The following is a 16,603-nucleotide window of genomic DNA, read 5'->3' as shown; positions in this document are numbered from 1 at the left end:
GATTTGTTTCTGGATAGATGATTCCCGGATTGATTTTTGTGAGTTATTTCATATGAAAATGATCGCTTTTATCTTTATTGAAATCAGACAGCTTTGGGTTGAATGAGTTTAGAAACTATAGAATACGCTACTTAAAGATGAATCCAATTTGAGTAATATGAGATCATGTTGTATAATTAAATGGCGAAAACCTTGCTAGGAAGCTATCATGAACAAGTTACTACTTTCTCTTGTTATAAGTGTTCCTTTATTGTTGCTGAATGGTTGCACTGTAGAAACTGTTTCTGTTGATACAGTGGCTTATGATCCAGGATACAGCAATGATTACGTGTACTCTGTTGGTTATTATAATAACAGACCGTATTGGGGAAATAATTATTATTACTCCAGCTATTGGGAAGATGATTACGGTTATTGGGGTGGTGGTTACTACAATGGATATTAGAATATCTGAACTTGATTCTGATATTGTTAATGAAATGCCATATTTAATTGGCATTTCATTAAGCTATTTAATATAAGACAATCAATAAAATTACTGATTATTCTTTTGCTCGAGAAACATACTCGCCTTTACGGGTATCCACTTTGATTAATTCCCCAGTTTGAACAAAAAGAGGTACTCGAACTACTGCTCCAGTTTCTAATTTTGCTGGTTTGCCGCCGCCGCCAGAAGTATCACCTTTTAAACCAGGATCTGTTTCAACAATTTCCAATATAACAAAGGTTGGGGGCATAACTTGTATTGGTTCATTATTCCATAAAGTGACGATACAAACGTCCTGTTCTTTTAACCACTGAGCAGAATCTGCAAGTACCGCTTCATTAAGAGCGTATTGTTCAAAATTGTCTGGAACCATAAAGTGCCATTGTTCGCCATCGTTGTAGAGATATTGCATTTCTACATCAGCAACATCAGCGGAAGGGAGAGTATCACCTGACTTGAAGGTACGCTCTACAACTCGTCCTGTTTTCAAATTGCGAATTTTAATACGAGTAAATGCTTGCCCTTTACCCGGTTTAACAAATTCACAGTCAAGAATGCTGCAAGGAGCATCATCTACCATTACTTTTAAACCATTTTTAAATTCATTAGTGCTATAGATTGCCATTAGTGCTCCATAGTTGAGATTTTGCTGTATTTTCGCTAAAGTTCGCACAGTTTATCAAGTCTGTATAATTAATGCGAGATACCTCTTTGAGTTGGCAAAAAAAATTAGCACAAGGATTCAATTCAGCAACTGATTTATTAAGTTATTTAGAATTGCCAAATAAAATGGGAAGCGCTTTAGCCGAGAAAGAATTTTCCTCCCGTATACCCTTGAGTTTCGCAAATCGAATGCAGAAGGGTAATCCGAATGATCCCTTGTTATTACAGGTATTGGCTGTAGAAGGCGAGTTGGTAAGTCATGAGGCGTACAGTTTGGATCCACTTGAGGAATTAAGCACTAACCCGTTAAAAGGCTTAATTCATAAATATTACGGACGCGTACTCTTAACTGTAACTGGAGTTTGTGCCGTTAATTGTCGTTATTGTTTTAGAAGGCATTTCCCCTATAAGGAAAATAACCCGGGACGAAATGGCTGGAAAGAGATTTGTGAATATATTGCGAATGATCCGTCAATTTCTGAGGTTATATTAAGTGGAGGAGATCCATTGCTTGCCTCTGATTTGGTATTAAAGGAATTGATCGAACAATTAGAGCAAATACAGCATGTAACAACCTTACGGGTGCACACGCGTATTCCTGTAGTATTTCCCGAACGAATAGATAGTCATTTACTTTCTATATTAGAATCAACTCGATTAAATAAAGTAATTGTTTTGCATTGTAATCATGCACAAGAGTTGGATGAGAACGTTCTTAAAGCCTGTACTGACTTAAAGAAAGCAGGTTGTCTGTTACTGAATCAGAGTGTTTTATTGACAGGAATAAATGATGATCCCCAACTTTTGGCTGCATTAAGCCATGCTTTATTTTCTTATGGAGTACTGCCTTATTATCTCCATGTTTTGGATAAGGTAAAAGGTGCTGCTCACTTTGATATGTCCATTTCAAAAGCACAAACAATCTACCAGCAATTACAAAGTCTGTTGCCTGGATATTTATTACCACGCCTTGCCAGGGAAGAGCCAGGCAAGTTGAACAAAACACTATTGATTTAACATGCTATTTCGCGACTTTGTTGAAGCAGCTCCTAGGTTGTGTTGACAATTCATCAATTTATTCCCAACGTCCCGCGACGTCGAAATCGGAATTGTCAACACACCCTAGTGTTTTAATGCTAAATTGGAATATCTTTTTCTGCATAAAGTTCAATTAATTTTTCTTGGGCGCAATTATTGCCTTGTGTTGTGGGTTTATAAGTACCATCACTTTGCATTTCCCAGGTGTTACTATTGTCTTTCAGATAGTTTTTAATAATTTCATTCTTGATTCTTTTTTTACATTCTTCCTCAAGTATTGGAAACATAATTTCAATGCGATGGTATAAATTCCTTTCCATTAAGTCTGCACTGGCGCAAAAATAATGTTCTTCTTCATTTGTTCGAAAGTAGAATATTCTATGATGTTCCAGAAAACGACCAATAAATGAAAGTACTCTGATGTTGTCAGAAACACCTGGCAATCCGGGTTTTAAGCAGCACACTCCACGAACCAGAAGATTAATTTTTACTCCTGCCTGTGATGCTTTGTATAGAGCCTGGATAATCACTTTATCAGTTAGTCCGTTTACTTTAAGCATAATTTCACTCTCGTTGCCTTCAGAGGCTGCGGCACTGCATTGTTCTATCAGTTGTAAGAGTGTTTTTTGCAGGGTAAAAGGGGAGTGACTTAGCGCCTTCAGTTTTACTACCTTTCCTAATCCTGTTAGCTGTTGAAAAATCAGCTGGGCATCAGAGGTAATCGTTGGTTCAGCGGTTAACAATCCAAGATCAGTATAGCGTTTCGCGGTTTGTTCATGGTAATTTCCAGTACTTAAATGTACATAACGTTTTAATTTGCCGTGCGTTCTTCTAACGACCAAGGTCATTTTGGCATGAGTCTTATAACCCACCACACCGTAAAGCACCAGAATACCCGCGGCATGAAGCTTATTCGCCAGTTTTAGGTTAGATTCTTCATCAAAACGGGCACGCAATTCAATAACCGCAGTTACTTCTTTTCCTGAGTGTGCTGCGTTCACCAAGGCATCAACCATCACTGATTCTGAGTGAGTTCTGTAAAGTGTCTGATTAATTGCCAATACATTGGGATCTGAGGCGGCCTGTCTTACAAAATCAATGACCAAATCAAAACTTTGATAAGGATGGTGCAATAATATGTCTTGTTCATCAAGAACGTTAAATAAATTACGCTGTGACTTAGGTAGTTTAGGGTACTGTGCGGAAAAAACAGGATAATTAAGATCCGGTCTGTCTATGCTGTTAATGGCGGTCATGTATCGTTGAAGATTAACAGGACCATCACAATAATAGGCATCTTCATGGCGTAGATGATATTTTTGTAAAAGAAAATCTACAATTTTATCTGGACATTTTTGTTCAATTTCCAATCGAACCACATGCCCATAATGGCGGGAAAATATTTCTCGCTGCACCGCTTTAGCTAAATCATCAATCTCTTCTTCTCTAAGAAACAGATCGCTATTTCGAGTCAGGCGAAAAGAATAGCATCCGCTTATTTCCATTCCTGGGAATAAGCTGTTTACATGGGTTTTTATGATGGAGGATAAATAAACAAAATAATGAGCATCACCACATAATTCTGAAGGTAAATGAATCATGCGTGGTATAGACCTTGGGGCATGTACCACCGCGTAATTAATATTTCGATCAAAGGCGTCTTTACCACTTAAAGAAATGATAAAGTTAAGGCTTTTATTAATTAATCTGGGTAAAGGATGCGCCAAATCTAATGCTATGGGGCTGATTACAGGCAATATTTCATTTTTAAAATAATGTTTTGCCCATAAGTGAATATCATCAGTCCACTGATGTGTTTCAAGGAAATGAATATTTTCTTTGCGCAACGCAGGAAGTAATTGTTTATTGAAGATGCTATAGAGCTGATCGATTAAAAGGTGTGCTCTTTGACTGATTTGGCTAAATGCTTCGTCGGCTCTTAAGCCGTCGATTGTTAATTTCCCGGAGGAAAGGGCAATTTTTTCTTTAAGTCCAGCAACACGAATTTCAAAAAATTCATCGAGGTTACTGCTGCAAATACTAAGAAATCTCATCCGTTCTAATAATGGAACACGATCATCATTAGCGAGCATGAGTACTCGCTGATTAAATGCAATAGCAGAAAACTCTCTATTAATATAATAGTCTGGGTTATCCAGAGTCGTATCCAAGGGGAACTCCATTTTCTTCTTTTTATTCAGGGTAGAGCTTAATCTGAAAAAACTCAACCCACCAGTAGGTTTTAGCCATTTTTTATTGATTCATAATGAGTATTTAGCGCACCAAAAAAAAACATAGCGCTATAAATCCAAGAAAGCCATAAAAAGGAGAAACATTCCATACGGTTAAGGCTATAAAAAACAATAGAGTAATTAATGCAATAGGGATGGAAAAATGCACGTCAATAACACCCTGAGCGACCGAAAAGGTTGCTGCAGCCAATAGGGCTAAGGCGCCATATTGTACTGAAATCATTATTTTTCGCGTAACGGGTCCGTTATGTGACGTTAACCAATGATAACCCAGTATTGCCATAACCAGGCCAGGTAGATTAAGGCATAGCACTGCAAGGATTAAGCCTAAAGCTCCTCCAGCTTTGTATCCAATAAGTGCTGACAATTTTACCGCAGTTAGACCAGGAAATAAGAAACTGGTTCCTAGCATTCCTATGAACTCTTCATTTTCTACCCAATGTCTGTAATTAACCGCTTCATATTCCAGGAGTTTCAGCATGGAATTTCCTCCACCCAGGGAGATGATGCCAATTTTTCCAAAGCTGTAGATTATACTTAAAAGGGTTTTGATCATGATTTAATGATGTTTTTCAGGAATGATACATATTCGCAGGAAACCTGCTTGCCCAGCAAGTGCTCGCTAAGTAATTCTACTAAATATAACGATTTACCCTCAATACAGGCACTAAAATAGACATGCTCTTTTACTTCCAGCCGAGCGAGCTCCAGTTTTATATGAGGAATGGTTGGAAATTTATAAATAAAAGCCTCTTTCCTGACCAATACTTCAATGCCCTTTTGTCGGGCTTCCAGGGCAATAGAACCTAAATAATCTGAGTTAACGTCTTCTGCAGTATCAGTTTGATCGTGTATCGTGTCCAGATTAATTTTGGTACCGAATCCTGTTGCCGATGGGGTGTGTTGCAGTATGGGTTTGTACAATAATTCATTACGTCGAAGTTTAATATTTAAATTAGAGTCCGGGAGTAGGTAATAGGAATCCTCTTTATGTTTTTGATGATAATTAGCCAGATCCAACAATGAATTATCAATGCAGGTTAAATGGATAATTTCATCTTCAGACCAAAAAAAACGTCGTTCCCATTTAATTTCATCTTGCTCATCAGTGATGAGATCCGTTAAGGGAATCGTCTTTGTTGTCGAAAATTCAAAATTCCATACAAGTCGAGTGGTCATATTTCAATCACCTATGCTCATAATTTTACCCTAGATTATTAAGTTAATTTATGCAAGTTTAACCTTCGATTTCATTTTCAAAAGTGAATAATATGATACTCGCAAAATGGAGTGCAAAGAGTATATACTAGCAATCTATCCTGCAATAATAAAAAAGCAAAGGAAGGTATATTTATGGCATTATTATTCTTTTTAGTTTATTTGGTATTTACTCTGGTAGTGCTATATCGAGCCATGAATCCAATGGTATGGGTGATTGGTAGCATTGTTTATCTGATTCCAGCGACTTTTGGGTTGGGTTTTCCATGGGTAATAGGAATAGTGCTATGGGCTGTTATTCTGGTTGCCATATTAATCGTTCAAGTTGAGCCTGTACGTGCTTATATTGCGGATTTTTTATATAAGACTGCTGGGAAATCAATTCCTAAACTGACCAAAACAGAAGAAGAAGCTTTAAATGCCGGAGATACCTGGCTGGAGCAGGACATTTTTACCGGAACGCCTGATTGGGACAGATTAGCCAAAGTGAGCACCGAGCTTACCGCGGAAGAACAGTCATTCGTAGATAATGAGACCCAAATTTTATGCAGCATGCTGGACGAATGGGAAATTAGTCAGGAACGTGATTTACCGGCAAAAGTATGGAATTATATTAAAGAAAAAGGGTTCCTTGGATTAGTGATACCCAAAGAATTTGGTGGTAAGGGCTTTTCAGCACGAGCACACTCGGATGTTGTATTAAAACTTGCGAGCCGATCAGGTGTGGCTGCTGTAACAGTTATGGTGCCTAACTCTTTAGGCCCAGGTGAGTTACTCAACTATTACGGCACAGAAGATCAAAAAGCGTATTATTTACCTCGTCTTGCCAAGGGAATTGATATTCCCTGTTTTGCCTTGACTGAACCTGGTGCAGGCAGTGATGCCACTTCCATTCAATCCGACGCCATCGTGGTTAAAAAGAAAGTTGAAGGTAAAACCGTATTAGGCCTTAATATTACTTTAGATAAACGTTGGATTACCCTGGCTCCAGTAGCTACGCTAATCGGTTTGGCAGTTAATTTGAAGGATCCTGATGGTTTATTACAGGGTGAGGGTGAGGAAGGTATTACTTGTTTATTGATTCCGAGGGATACTGAAAATCTTGAGATTGGTAACAGACATCTGCCTGCTGACCAACCCTTTATGAACGGGACCATCCGTGGCAAAGATATTTTTGTACCTGTTACCTCTATTATTGGCGGCCAGAAAAAAGCCGGGGCAGGTTGGCAAATGTTGGTTGAATGCTTGTCAATTGGACGTTCTATCTCATTACCAGCCTTAGGTGCAGGATCTTCTTCTGTGTCTTATTTAACATCTGGAGCTTTTGCACGAATTCGTCGTCAGTTTAATGTAGAAATTGCACAGTTTGAAGGAGTAGCAGAAAAGTTAGCCGAAATTGCTGGTTTAAATTATTTAATTAATTCAACCCGCTTATTGACGGTTGCGGCGGTGAATGAGCATAAAAAGCCCTCTGTTGCTTCTGCAATTACCAAGTATTTCAATACAGAATTAGCCCGAATCGTAGTTAATTCGGCTATGGATGTACATGCCGGACGTGCTGTCGTCGTCGGTCCTCGTAATTATTTAACCAGTTTTTATCAAGGCGTTCCTATCTCGATTACAGTGGAAGGAGCAAATGTCATGTCACGAAATCTGCTGATCTTTGGCCAGGGTTCCATGGCGTGTCATCCTTATATTCGCGATGAATTTTATGCCGTTGCAGGTGAGAATAAAGAGGCATTCGGAGAGGTAATCTGGAAACATATTCAATATTTCTTGCAAAATCTCGCTAAAACGGTATGTTCTGCATGGACCGGTGGGATCTTTATTTCGGTTCCTGATAATTCTATGAAACGGGAATATAAGCGTTTAGCCCGTTTAAGTCATGCTTACGCCTGGCTTGCTGATTTGTCTTTAATCTATCTAGGTGGTGATTTAAAGAGGAAAGAGCGTGTGTCCGCTCGTCTTGCTGATGGTATGTCTTACCTTTATATGGCTATGGCGGCTTTACGTAATGTGCAGATGAATCAAGATCATCCTGATGAACAAATCCATGCAAAATGGGCTGTCAGTTATTGTTTTTATCACGCACAAAAATCCATGATTGCTCTATGCCATAATTTTCCCTCCAGAGTGTTAGGCGTCGTTGCGCGTTTACTGGCTTTTCCTTTTGGACAAACCATGCAATACCCCAGTGACAAATTGGATCAAAAATTAGCAAAATTAATGACTGGCAATAATAATTACCGAGATCGAGTGAAAAAATACATCTTTTTAAGTGGTGATCCCAAACAACCAGTAGATCGAATGGAGCATGCTCTTCAATTGATCATTCAAACTGAAGGTCTTACTGCAAAGATAACGGATCTAAAACGATTTAAATTCGGTAAACTGAAAGCGAAATTGCAGGAAAAAGTTGAAAAAGGCGAATTAAATCAACAAGAAATGAGTGATTTACTGGCAGTTGAAGATGCTCGTTGGGATGCGATTCTGGTTGATGAGTTCACCTTTGACTCTATGAAAAAGAAAACATTTAATTCAGTTATCGATACAATTAAAACTCCTTTTATGTAAAATTTTCAATTAATTAACATTTATTAAAAGACCAGCCACCAGAACAATGGGGCTGGTTTGCTATAATAAATCTATACAATTTACCTACTTTATTTACATTTCAAGGAGTTGCGTTTCACGCCAAATAGAATGTTAATGGTTTTGCTATAATAGATCTGAAGAATTAAATTGAACTAAGAAATGTTGTGATTGTCATTTCCTTGGTGATTTTAACTGAAACAGTACTTCAACAGTTTTAGAGAGATGAATAACATGTCCAAAAAACCACTGCCCCCGAAGGAAATACTTTTACAGGGTATGAGGCTAACGGGAAATTCAATCCCCGGCGCTAGATATTTTGCTCAACAATTTAGACAGCTTCTTATCGATACAAAAATGCTGGAGGAGTGTCGGGATATTATGGAAAAAGTAGATGAATATGCTGACTTCGTTTACCATAAATTAACGCCCAGTAATAATTACTGGTTTGGCGATCAAAAATTCTTAACTGATTTCCAGAATATGCAAGAGAATCTGGCAACGGCTGCTGCTCAAAGACTGGCTGGAACAATTAACAGTTCCATTAATCTGGATATTGCTTTTGGGAATTTTGGTGAGTTATTACGGGGGTATAGTGCAGCCGATGGACGTTCCCTTTCCACTGAGCAAATTGGGGCATTGGATACTTTATTAAATGCCTGGTTTTCCAAACAAAATAACGTAAGCAAGGGAAGCAAGATATACGAGGCAGATAATAATGGTGAAGTGGTAGTCGCTGCAAATGGGAAACAGGTGAATGCCGATCCAGAAGATTTAAAAGCAATAATCACGGATCCAGAATTAGGATGTGAGTCCTTTATGGAAGAAAAAGGAATTCCAGTTACTGTGCAACTACATGAATATCCAGAAGAGCAAATCGTAGCTGAAAAAGCAACAGTTGTAGAAAAAGCTCCCGAAGTGCGCAGGGAACCTGCCGTTGGCAAAGAAGAAGGTCTTGAGATTGAGCCAACTATAGAGCCTTCAACTACTGGCATGTCCTCAGGTGGCTAGTCGTTATTAGCCGCTTTGAGTCGCTCCATCGAGCCTATATCAAACCAAGTGCCTTGATATAGGCTTCCAGATACCTTATTTTGTGTCACCAACTGTCGAATTAATGGAGTAACAGAATATCTTCCCTGCTTGCATTGATTAAATACGTATGGATGATAAACGGCTATACCTGCAAAAGTATATTCTGGATTTTCATTACGCAGTTGATTTTGATTAATTAAACTAAAATCCCCATGATGATTTAATGTTGGGTTTTTGTTAGTTAAAATCAGATGAATCGGCTGTTCTAACTCAAGATCAAGTAGCGCGAAATTGAAATCTGTATAGATATCGGCGTTGACTGTTACAAATGGTTTAGTACCCAATAGAGGTAATGCTTTTACTATTCCACCTCCGGTCTCAAGTCCACCTGGCGGCTCAGGAGAATAACAGATTGTTATACCATAGCGTTGTCCATTACCCAGAAATTGTCTGATTTGACCGCCTAGATAAGCATGGTTTACTACTAGTTTTTCAAAACCTGCTTTTGCTAGATTGAGTACATGGTGCTCTATCAGTGGTTTATTTTTAACCATGCACAGTGCTTTGGGTTGAGCATCAGTTAGCGGTTTTAAACGTTCACCTCTTCCTGCTGCCAGTATCATCGCTACTTTCATGGTAAATACACTCGTTTTTGCAGAAAATGAAAGAGGGGATGAAGTTCTTCATAGGTTTCACTGCATTCAAGAACATATTTTAAGGTAAGAGGTAAATTATTCAGATAGCCGGATTTATGATCTCGTAAATACAATCGACAAAAAATTCCTAAAACCTTTAAATGTCTTTGCAGTCCACAAAGATCAAAGGCTCGGACAAACTCAGGAACAGTATAAGTGTTTTGCGCACTAGTATTATGTTCATAAAAGTATTGAACCCATTGCAGTACCTTGTCTCTGGGCCAGGAGATGTAACAGTCTTTGAGAAGAGAGACCAAATCATAAGTTAAGGGGCCACGCATAGCATCTTGAAAGTCAATAACTCCAAAATCAACAGAGTCTGGACCATTAATTAACATCAGATTACGTGAGTGGTAATCTCTGTGAATAAAAGTTAAAGGCTGTTGAGCTACTTCAGTGGCAATCCGTTCCATCATGTGTTGCAACAGAAGTGATTCCTCTTCTTGCAAATTCAGCTTCAAGTATCCTTTAAAAAACCACTCAGGACAAAGTGCCATTTCATTCAACATGAATTGTTTATCAAAAGCAGGTAATTGGGGATCATTAATGGAACAAGTTTGAATTTTAAGCAGAGTTTTAATGGCTTCGTGATAATAGGAGTCTGCTGTATGTTCTTCTAATGTACCTAGCAGAAGTTGATCGCCGAAATCACTCAGCAACAAAAATCCCTGTTCGTTATTTATAGCAAGAATTTCGGGCGTGTTTACATTGGCACTGGCAATGGTTTTGGCAATATGAATAAATGGCTCAAGATCTTCTTTGTCTGGTGGCGCATCCATGACTATCCGGGATAAGCCATTATATTGTATACGAAAATACCTTCTAAAACTGGCGTCTCCTGCCAGCGGAGTCAGGCTATAATCTTTCTGAGGAATAACATGATCTAACCACAGTTTCAGTGCGTTTTCTCTTTCATGCATGTTATACTTCCCTACTTTATTACCGGCTATCAATTTATATACTCGTCGTAAATGAGGATAATTGTGTGCATCATAAGGCATTTTGTTTGCTGTGAACATCAGGTTTTATAAGAAGCTTCTTAATTATTTTTCACGAATCGTCTTATTGCGAGAGAGAGCCTATTGTTTTTTTAAATGTTCTTCTGAAATCGTGACCGATTTCTTTAATTCAGCCAAATGGTTTTTCATAAGTGCTGGTATGTCCGGAGGCCTGCTGATTCTGCTGATTTATCATGGGTTTGCCTATTCTGCCTCTCTTATATCTGAACCGGTACAAGCCTGTGTCATCGCTCGAGATGTTGATTTAACGGATGCGATACGGGCTAAATTTGCTGAATGTCTAGGCTGGCAGGCTGATCAAAGTTCCCCTTTATGTTTGGGTTCTTATAAGCCAACAACCGTTACGCCTTTGGCCAGCGTTGACGAAGTGCGCATTTTGGCTGACCGTGTTTCTTTTTACCGTGATAAACGCTCCACTCTTTCTGGCAATGTTGAAGTGCAACAAGATCAGCGTGTTGTTAATGCGCAAACAGCCTATGTATATAGAGACGCCAAGACCAATGAGGTCACAAAAATTGAGTTTTTGGGAGATGTTCGCTATTTGGAGCCTGATAGATTGATGATTGCACGTAAAGCTGTCATTAATCCGCAGGATAAATCAGGAATAACGGAAGATGTATTATACCGTTTTAACACGAATCGAAACAATGCTGCGCTCCCAGCATGGGGACGTGCCAGTTTAATCAGACGATTCGCGAACAAAGATTACTTCTTGCGCAAAGCAACTTATACAACCTGTGCTCCTCAGGATAAAGCGTGGGATATACAGGCTGAAACCTTAACTTTGGATGATGCAAAGGCGAAAGGCGTTGCGCGTAATGCGGTATTACGAATTCATGATTGGCCTGTATTTTATTCTCCATATCTCAGTTTTCCTACCAGCAAAGAACGCAAATCAGGTTTTTTGATGCCGCTTGCCGGATATTCCAATGTGGGTGGTTTTGATCTGGGCTTACCCTATTATTGGAATATCGCTCCAAATTATGACATGACTATCGAGCCCCATTTGTATTCTGAACGTGGTGTTATGATGGGGGGGGAATTTCGTTATTTAACAGGAATGAGCTCCGGAAAAATTCAGGGCAGTTTTCTACCCGATGATCGAGCCTTTGGTACTTTTTTGAAGAATAACGAAGTTCAATATCCCAGACTTCTTGGAAATTCAACAAATCGCTGGTCTTTTGGAGTTTTGGATAGAACCTATTTTACTCCTGATTTACAGATGAATATTAATCTGGAGCAAGTATCTGATGATTATTATTTTCAGGATTTCAGTTCTAATCTGGTGATGATTACCCAACGACAATTATTACGCCAGGCGGACTTAATTTATTCTACAGAAAATTGGACCTTCAGAGGAATGGGGCAAAGCTACCAAACATTACAACCAGTAAATGAAATACGTCTTTCCCCTGTTTATGAACGATTACCTCAGTTAATGGCAAATGGTTACTACTATGATTTACCGTTTAATGCCAATGTCAATATTCTCGGCCAATACGATCAGTTCCATTGGCCCGTTGATCGATGGGATTTGGCTCCCTTGAGAATGCCTCAAGGGCCTCGATTTCATTTTAATCCCATATTATCAGTTCCAATCATGAAGCCATGGGGGTATGTCACTCCTTCTGTTCAATTTGTGGAAAATTATTACAGTGTGCAAAACAACACAAATTGGGGTTCATATCATCAGGATTTTAATCGCACTATTCCTCGATTTAGTGTGGATGGCGGGTTATTTTTTGAACGAGATTTCTTGTTAAAGGGTGAATCATATACTCAAACGTTAGAGCCAAGACTCTATTATTTGCGTGTTCCATTTCAAAATCAGACACCGATTCCCGTTTATGATTCAGGAATTATGATATTCAATGCGGATCAATTATTCAGAACTAACCGGTTTTCAGGATTTGATCGAATTGGAGATGCAAATCAATTGGCTTATGCGCTCACTTCACGTTGGTTATCTGAAGAAACGGGTGTTGAACGAGCTAATTTTACTATAGGCCAAATCAAGTATTTTTCTGACAGGAAAGTTCAATTATGTCAAAGTCCTACGGGTTATTGTGTCGATGATCCCAATACTTTTGGTCATTTATCCTCAACATTTGGTTCATCACCCGTTGCATCAAGAGCGGTTTATCGCATAAATCCCGCTTGGGCAGTATCGGGCGATTACATTTGGGATCCTGCTACCAAGGCCACAAATAATGCCGATTTAAATTTGCATTATCAACCTATCCCCAATGCTATAATCAGCGGGGGTTACAGTTATTTGGTTAATGGAGATGTAACTGCAGTCAGGAACAATGGAACAGCAAATAACGCGCTAAATCAAGGTATTGTCGCTTTTTCCTGGCCATTAAGTGAAAAGTGGAGCAGCATTGGAGCATACAGCCAGAATATTAGCAAAAATTACAGTATGATGTCTTTGTTTGGTGTGCAATATGATAGCTGTTGTTGGGCAGTACGAGTAATGGGTGGACGGACATTTAAAAATCTAAATGATGATTTTGAACCTCAATATAATAATAATGTTTATTTGCAATTACTATTAAAAGGCTTAGGATCAGTGGCAAATAGTGATCCTTATAATATACTGAGTACCTATATTCCAGGATATAATGATCCATTCCGTCGATAATTAGAGTAGAATTTAACCAAAGTTGCTTGTATTTTGATTAAGAATAACCTAAATTGCGCGGCAAAGAGTAAATGAGGATTAAGGCATGTTAAAAAGATTGGCATTATTGTGCATTTTACTTTCAGGGTTGAATATCGCTGAAGGCAAACAGCTGTTGGATAAAGTTGTTGCAATTGTTAATAACGGAGTAATTACTTCCAGTGAGTTGGATGCACAAGTTGAATTATCCAAAAAACAGATTCTTGCTCAAAAAATGCAAATGCCTGAAGAGTCTGTTTTACGTAAACAGGTTTTGCAGCATTTAATCGATGTCGACTTGCAAATGCAATTGGCGAAGCAACATGGAATTACAGTGGACAGTACAGAGCTCAACGAAGCGATTGAGCGAGTGGCTACGATGAATAATTTAACTTTGTCTCAATTACGTGAAGAGATTACCAAACAGGGAATCACCTGGCAGGAATACAGACAAAATATTCGTAAAGAAATGTTGCTTAGTCGTTTGCAACAAAAAGCAGTAGGAAAAGAAGTTCAAGTAACCAATGAGCAGGTTGAACAGTATTTGAAAACAGCGAATACAGTTGATAATTCGGCAGTGACATTTCATTTGCAAAATATAGTGATTCCCTTAAATGAGGAGCCTACTACTGAAGAACTGAAAAGCGCCAGAGCAAATGCGGAAAAATTACTGGCGAAAATTAAAAAAGGTGAAGACTTTAGTCGATTGGCAATTGAAGAATCCAGTGGCGAACTGGCTTTGGAAGGTGGCGACTTGGGAGAACGGCATTTAGCTGAATTGCCCGAAATTTTTGCGAAAGAAGTGGTGAAAATGAATGTAGGTCAGGTAGTAGGCCCCTTGCGTACAGGAAATGGTTTTCAGTTAATTAAATTGATTGCTAAGGGTGGGGATAATCAGCATCATGTGGTGACCCAGACTCATGTTCGTCATATATTACTGAAGCCTGATGCCAGTATGTTACCTTCTGATTCATTGAAACAAGTGAAAAACATATACCAACAATTAAAATCAGGAAAAGATTTTGCTCTTATGGCTAAACAATATTCTTTGGATGCTACGAGTGCTGTGAAAGGAGGGGATTTAGGTTGGGTCAGTCCAGGGGAGTTGGTACCTGAATTTGAGAAGACTATGAATAACTTACCTTTACATAAAGTAAGTCAACCGGTGAAAACTCAATATGGTTGGCATTTGATTGAAGTCATCGCACGTAAACAAAAAGATGATTCTGAATCATTTAAACGTCAACAAGTAAGACAGTTTTTACAACAACGTAAATTTGCTGAAGCAGTCCAAAATTGGCAACAGCACTTACGAACTGAAGCATACGTAAATATTGTCGATAAGGATCTAGCATGAAGCCACTGCTTGTTAGCAGTGGTGAGCCAGCAGGAATTGGTCCAGACCTATGTTTGGCTCTTGCAGGTTATGATGTACCTTTAGTTATTCTTGGTGATTTGAATGTCCTTAAGCTAAGAGCGATTGAATTATCAAGGACAATTGATTTTTATGAATATAAATCTGACGAAACTGTAAAATCGGAACCGGGTTGTTTAACGGTTCTGTCCGTACCTTGCCCTGGATTTGTCATTCCAGGGCAGCTAAATCCTGAAAACGCAGCCTATGTTTTGGAACTGTTAACCCTTGGTGCAACTCTTTGTAGCACCGGTGAGTTTTCTGCATTAGTCACTGCACCAGTACATAAAGCCAATATTAATGCTGGAGGCATCCCTTTTTCAGGTCATACAGAATTTTTTGCGCAGTTTTTTGGCGTTGAACAAGTAGTAATGATGTTGGCTTGTCCGCTTATGAGAGTTGCGTTAGTTACGACTCATCTTCCACTTCGTCAAGTTCCTGATGCAATAAACATCTCTTTAATAATTAAGGTAATCGATACTCTTCATCACTCATTAATTCAGGATTTTCGTATTTTAAATCCAAAGATAAAAGTAGCCGGGTTAAATCCCCATGCTGGCGAATCAGGATATTTGGGTCGAGAAGAAATTGAGGTCATAAGCCCTGCATTAATAGCACTAAGAAAAGAAGGAATTGATGTTCAAGGTCCATTACCTGCAGATACCATGTTTACTGCAAACAATCAGGATAAATGTGATGCTTATGTGGCAATGTATCATGATCAAGGATTGCCTGTACTTAAATTTGCGGGCTTTAATCATTCAGTTAATGTCACACTTGGATTACCCATAATAAGAACATCTGTGGATCATGGAACAGCATTGGAATTAGCCGGAAAAAACAGCGCGGATTCTGGGAGTTTATTAGCAGCAGTTCATATGGCTGTGGAAATGGCGAGTGCAAGGAACAGTATATGAGTATTATCAGCTTAATTGCAGCAGTAGATGAGCGTGGTGGTTTGGGGTGTAACAATCAACTACTGTGTCATTTGCCGGCTGATTTACATTATTTTAAACAAACAACTATGGGTAAACCAATTATCATGGGTCGGAGAACCTTTGAATCAATTGGCAGACCATTACCAGGAAGAAAGAATATTGTATTAAGCCATTCGTCGACTGCTATAGACGGAGTCACTGTTTTAGATTCACTGGAGAAAGCAATATCCTCCACATGTGAAGAAAATGAAGTAATGATTATTGGCGGCGCTAATCTATTTTCCCAGGCCATAGATATTGCTCACAGGATATACCTCACTCGAATTCAACATGTTTTTTCTGCCGATGTGTATTTTCCAGAAATTAATAACTTAGTATGGAACTGTCGAAATGAAGAATTTCGACAGCATGATGAGAAAAATCAATACGATATGACCTTTCTTACTTATGTAAGAATATAATCAAGAGTCTATTAATAATGCGAGTGCATATTATTAGGTTGTCCTCTTGGAATTTTTGAACCAACAATGATTTCCTGTTGCCTGCTTAATACTCGAAAGTAATCTGTAATCACTTCACGTCCTGCATAGGAT

Annotated in this window: 15 protein-coding genes (1 of these 15 running past the window's edge); 8 read left to right on the top strand and 7 right to left on the bottom strand. The window is 38.7% G+C overall.

Annotated elements, in window-relative coordinates:
• Positions 1-208 precede the first annotated feature (208 nt).
• Entirely contained in the window at positions 209-445 is a 237-nt protein-coding gene (locus Lqua_RS17815) for a hypothetical protein (protein ID WP_083501240.1), read from the top strand.
• Positions 446-542: 97 nt separating this feature from the next.
• Here Lqua_RS17815 and efp read toward each other — a convergent pair whose 3' ends face one another.
• Positions 543-1,112 (bottom strand): elongation factor P, encoded by a 570-nt coding sequence (efp, locus tag Lqua_RS03390; protein ID WP_058472871.1) that lies wholly within the window; start codon positions 1,110-1,112, stop codon positions 543-545.
• Positions 1,113-1,183: 71 nt separating this feature from the next.
• Here efp and epmB point away from each other — a divergent pair, with 71 nt between their 5' ends.
• Entirely contained in the window at positions 1,184-2,167 is a 984-nt protein-coding gene (epmB, locus tag Lqua_RS03385; protein WP_058472870.1) for an EF-P beta-lysylation protein EpmB, read from the top strand.
• Positions 2,168-2,286: 119 nt separating this feature from the next.
• On the opposite strand, the gene ppk1 is transcribed toward epmB, so the two are convergent.
• The 3 genes from ppk1 to Lqua_RS03370 form a co-directional block, all read right to left on the bottom strand.
• The gene (ppk1, locus tag Lqua_RS03380) at positions 2,287-4,371 is read right to left on the bottom strand and encodes a polyphosphate kinase 1 (protein ID WP_058472869.1); all 2,085 of its coding nucleotides are present in this window, start codon (positions 4,369-4,371) and stop codon (positions 2,287-2,289) included.
• Between the two features lie 91 nt (positions 4,372-4,462).
• Complete coding sequence (locus tag Lqua_RS03375) at positions 4,463-4,996, bottom strand: chromate transporter (RefSeq protein WP_058472868.1); 534 nt, start codon at positions 4,994-4,996, stop codon at positions 4,463-4,465.
• Positions 4,993-5,619 (bottom strand): hypothetical protein, encoded by a 627-nt coding sequence (locus tag Lqua_RS03370; RefSeq protein WP_058472867.1) that lies wholly within the window; start codon positions 5,617-5,619, stop codon positions 4,993-4,995. Before Lqua_RS03370 ends, Lqua_RS03375 begins: the two co-directional genes overlap by 4 nt.
• A 174-nt stretch (positions 5,620-5,793) precedes the next feature.
• Between Lqua_RS03370 and Lqua_RS03365 the strand changes: the two genes are divergently transcribed.
• Both Lqua_RS03365 and Lqua_RS03360 read left to right on the top strand, forming a co-directional pair.
• Complete coding sequence (locus tag Lqua_RS03365; protein WP_058472866.1) at positions 5,794-8,232, top strand: acyl-CoA dehydrogenase; 2,439 nt, start codon at positions 5,794-5,796, stop codon at positions 8,230-8,232.
• Between the two features lie 252 nt (positions 8,233-8,484).
• Positions 8,485-9,261 (top strand): hypothetical protein, encoded by a 777-nt coding sequence (locus Lqua_RS03360; protein ID WP_058472865.1) that lies wholly within the window; start codon positions 8,485-8,487, stop codon positions 9,259-9,261.
• Here the strand turns inward: Lqua_RS03360 and murU are convergent.
• Together murU and Lqua_RS03350 are read right to left on the bottom strand one after the other, a co-directional pair.
• Complete coding sequence (murU, locus tag Lqua_RS03355) at positions 9,258-9,917, bottom strand: N-acetylmuramate alpha-1-phosphate uridylyltransferase MurU (protein WP_058472864.1); 660 nt, start codon at positions 9,915-9,917, stop codon at positions 9,258-9,260. The two genes, Lqua_RS03360 and murU, sit on opposite strands and share 4 nt — an antisense overlap.
• Positions 9,914-10,897: an aminoglycoside phosphotransferase family protein gene (locus Lqua_RS03350; protein WP_058473075.1), complete on the bottom strand. Its 984-nt coding sequence runs from the start codon at positions 10,895-10,897 to the stop codon at positions 9,914-9,916. The genes murU and Lqua_RS03350 overlap by 4 nt, the downstream gene beginning before the upstream one ends.
• A 238-nt stretch (positions 10,898-11,135) precedes the next feature.
• On the opposite strand from Lqua_RS03350, the gene Lqua_RS03345 reads away from it, so the two are divergent.
• From Lqua_RS03345 to Lqua_RS03330, 4 genes are all read left to right on the top strand, one after another.
• On the top strand, positions 11,136-13,640 hold the full coding sequence (locus Lqua_RS03345; RefSeq protein ID WP_420798051.1) for an LPS-assembly protein LptD: 2,505 nt from the start codon (positions 11,136-11,138) through the stop codon (positions 13,638-13,640).
• A gap of 85 nt (positions 13,641-13,725) precedes the next feature.
• Entirely contained in the window at positions 13,726-15,015 is a 1,290-nt protein-coding gene (locus tag Lqua_RS03340; RefSeq protein ID WP_058472863.1) for a peptidylprolyl isomerase, read from the top strand.
• Positions 15,012-15,989 (top strand): 4-hydroxythreonine-4-phosphate dehydrogenase PdxA, encoded by a 978-nt coding sequence (gene pdxA / locus Lqua_RS03335; protein ID WP_058472862.1) that lies wholly within the window; start codon positions 15,012-15,014, stop codon positions 15,987-15,989. Before Lqua_RS03340 ends, pdxA begins: the two co-directional genes overlap by 4 nt.
• The gene (locus tag Lqua_RS03330; protein WP_058472861.1) at positions 15,986-16,471 is read left to right on the top strand and encodes a dihydrofolate reductase; all 486 of its coding nucleotides are present in this window, start codon (positions 15,986-15,988) and stop codon (positions 16,469-16,471) included. The genes pdxA and Lqua_RS03330 overlap by 4 nt, the downstream gene beginning before the upstream one ends.
• Positions 16,472-16,482: 11 nt before the next feature.
• Here Lqua_RS03330 and Lqua_RS03325 read toward each other — a convergent pair whose 3' ends face one another.
• A protein-coding gene (locus tag Lqua_RS03325; protein ID WP_058472860.1) for a DUF3421 domain-containing protein crosses the window boundary here: on the bottom strand, positions 16,483-16,603 show its final stretch. 419 nt of this gene lie beyond the right edge of the window; the window shows 121 of its 540 coding nt (coding positions 420-540); the start codon falls outside the window, past its right edge; the stop codon is at positions 16,483-16,485.

The organism is Legionella quateirensis, from assembly GCF_001467955.1.
GTDB lineage: Bacteria > Pseudomonadota > Gammaproteobacteria > Legionellales > Legionellaceae > Legionella > Legionella quateirensis.
This window is presented reverse-complemented; position numbering and strand designations above follow the sequence as displayed.

Bases quoted from the DNA above. Each gene is read 5' to 3' on its own strand.
- efp (WP_058472871.1), bottom strand. From the start codon at position 1,112: ATGGCAATCTATAGCACTAATGAATTTAAAAATGGTTTAAAAGTAATG.
- Lqua_RS03360 (WP_058472865.1), top strand. From the start codon at position 8,485: ATGTCCAAAAAACCACTGCCCCCGAAGGAAATACTTTTACAGGGTATG.
- Lqua_RS03350 (WP_058473075.1), bottom strand. From the start codon at position 10,897: ATGCATGAAAGAGAAAACGCACTGAAACTGTGGTTAGATCATGTTATT.
- Lqua_RS03330 (WP_058472861.1), top strand. From the start codon at position 15,986: ATGAGTATTATCAGCTTAATTGCAGCAGTAGATGAGCGTGGTGGTTTG.
- Lqua_RS03340 (WP_058472863.1), top strand. From the start codon at position 13,726: ATGTTAAAAAGATTGGCATTATTGTGCATTTTACTTTCAGGGTTGAAT.
- ppk1 (WP_058472869.1), bottom strand. From the start codon at position 4,371: ATGGAGTTCCCCTTGGATACGACTCTGGATAACCCAGACTATTATATT.
- pdxA (WP_058472862.1), top strand. From the start codon at position 15,012: ATGAAGCCACTGCTTGTTAGCAGTGGTGAGCCAGCAGGAATTGGTCCA.
- Lqua_RS03365 (WP_058472866.1), top strand. From the start codon at position 5,794: ATGGCATTATTATTCTTTTTAGTTTATTTGGTATTTACTCTGGTAGTG.
- Lqua_RS03375 (WP_058472868.1), bottom strand. From the start codon at position 4,996: ATGATCAAAACCCTTTTAAGTATAATCTACAGCTTTGGAAAAATTGGC.
- murU (WP_058472864.1), bottom strand. From the start codon at position 9,917: ATGAAAGTAGCGATGATACTGGCAGCAGGAAGAGGTGAACGTTTAAAA.
- Lqua_RS17815 (WP_083501240.1), top strand. From the start codon at position 209: ATGAACAAGTTACTACTTTCTCTTGTTATAAGTGTTCCTTTATTGTTG.
- epmB (WP_058472870.1), top strand. From the start codon at position 1,184: ATGCGAGATACCTCTTTGAGTTGGCAAAAAAAATTAGCACAAGGATTC.
- Lqua_RS03370 (WP_058472867.1), bottom strand. From the start codon at position 5,619: ATGACCACTCGACTTGTATGGAATTTTGAATTTTCGACAACAAAGACG.
- Lqua_RS03345 (WP_420798051.1), top strand. From the start codon at position 11,136: ATGTCCGGAGGCCTGCTGATTCTGCTGATTTATCATGGGTTTGCCTAT.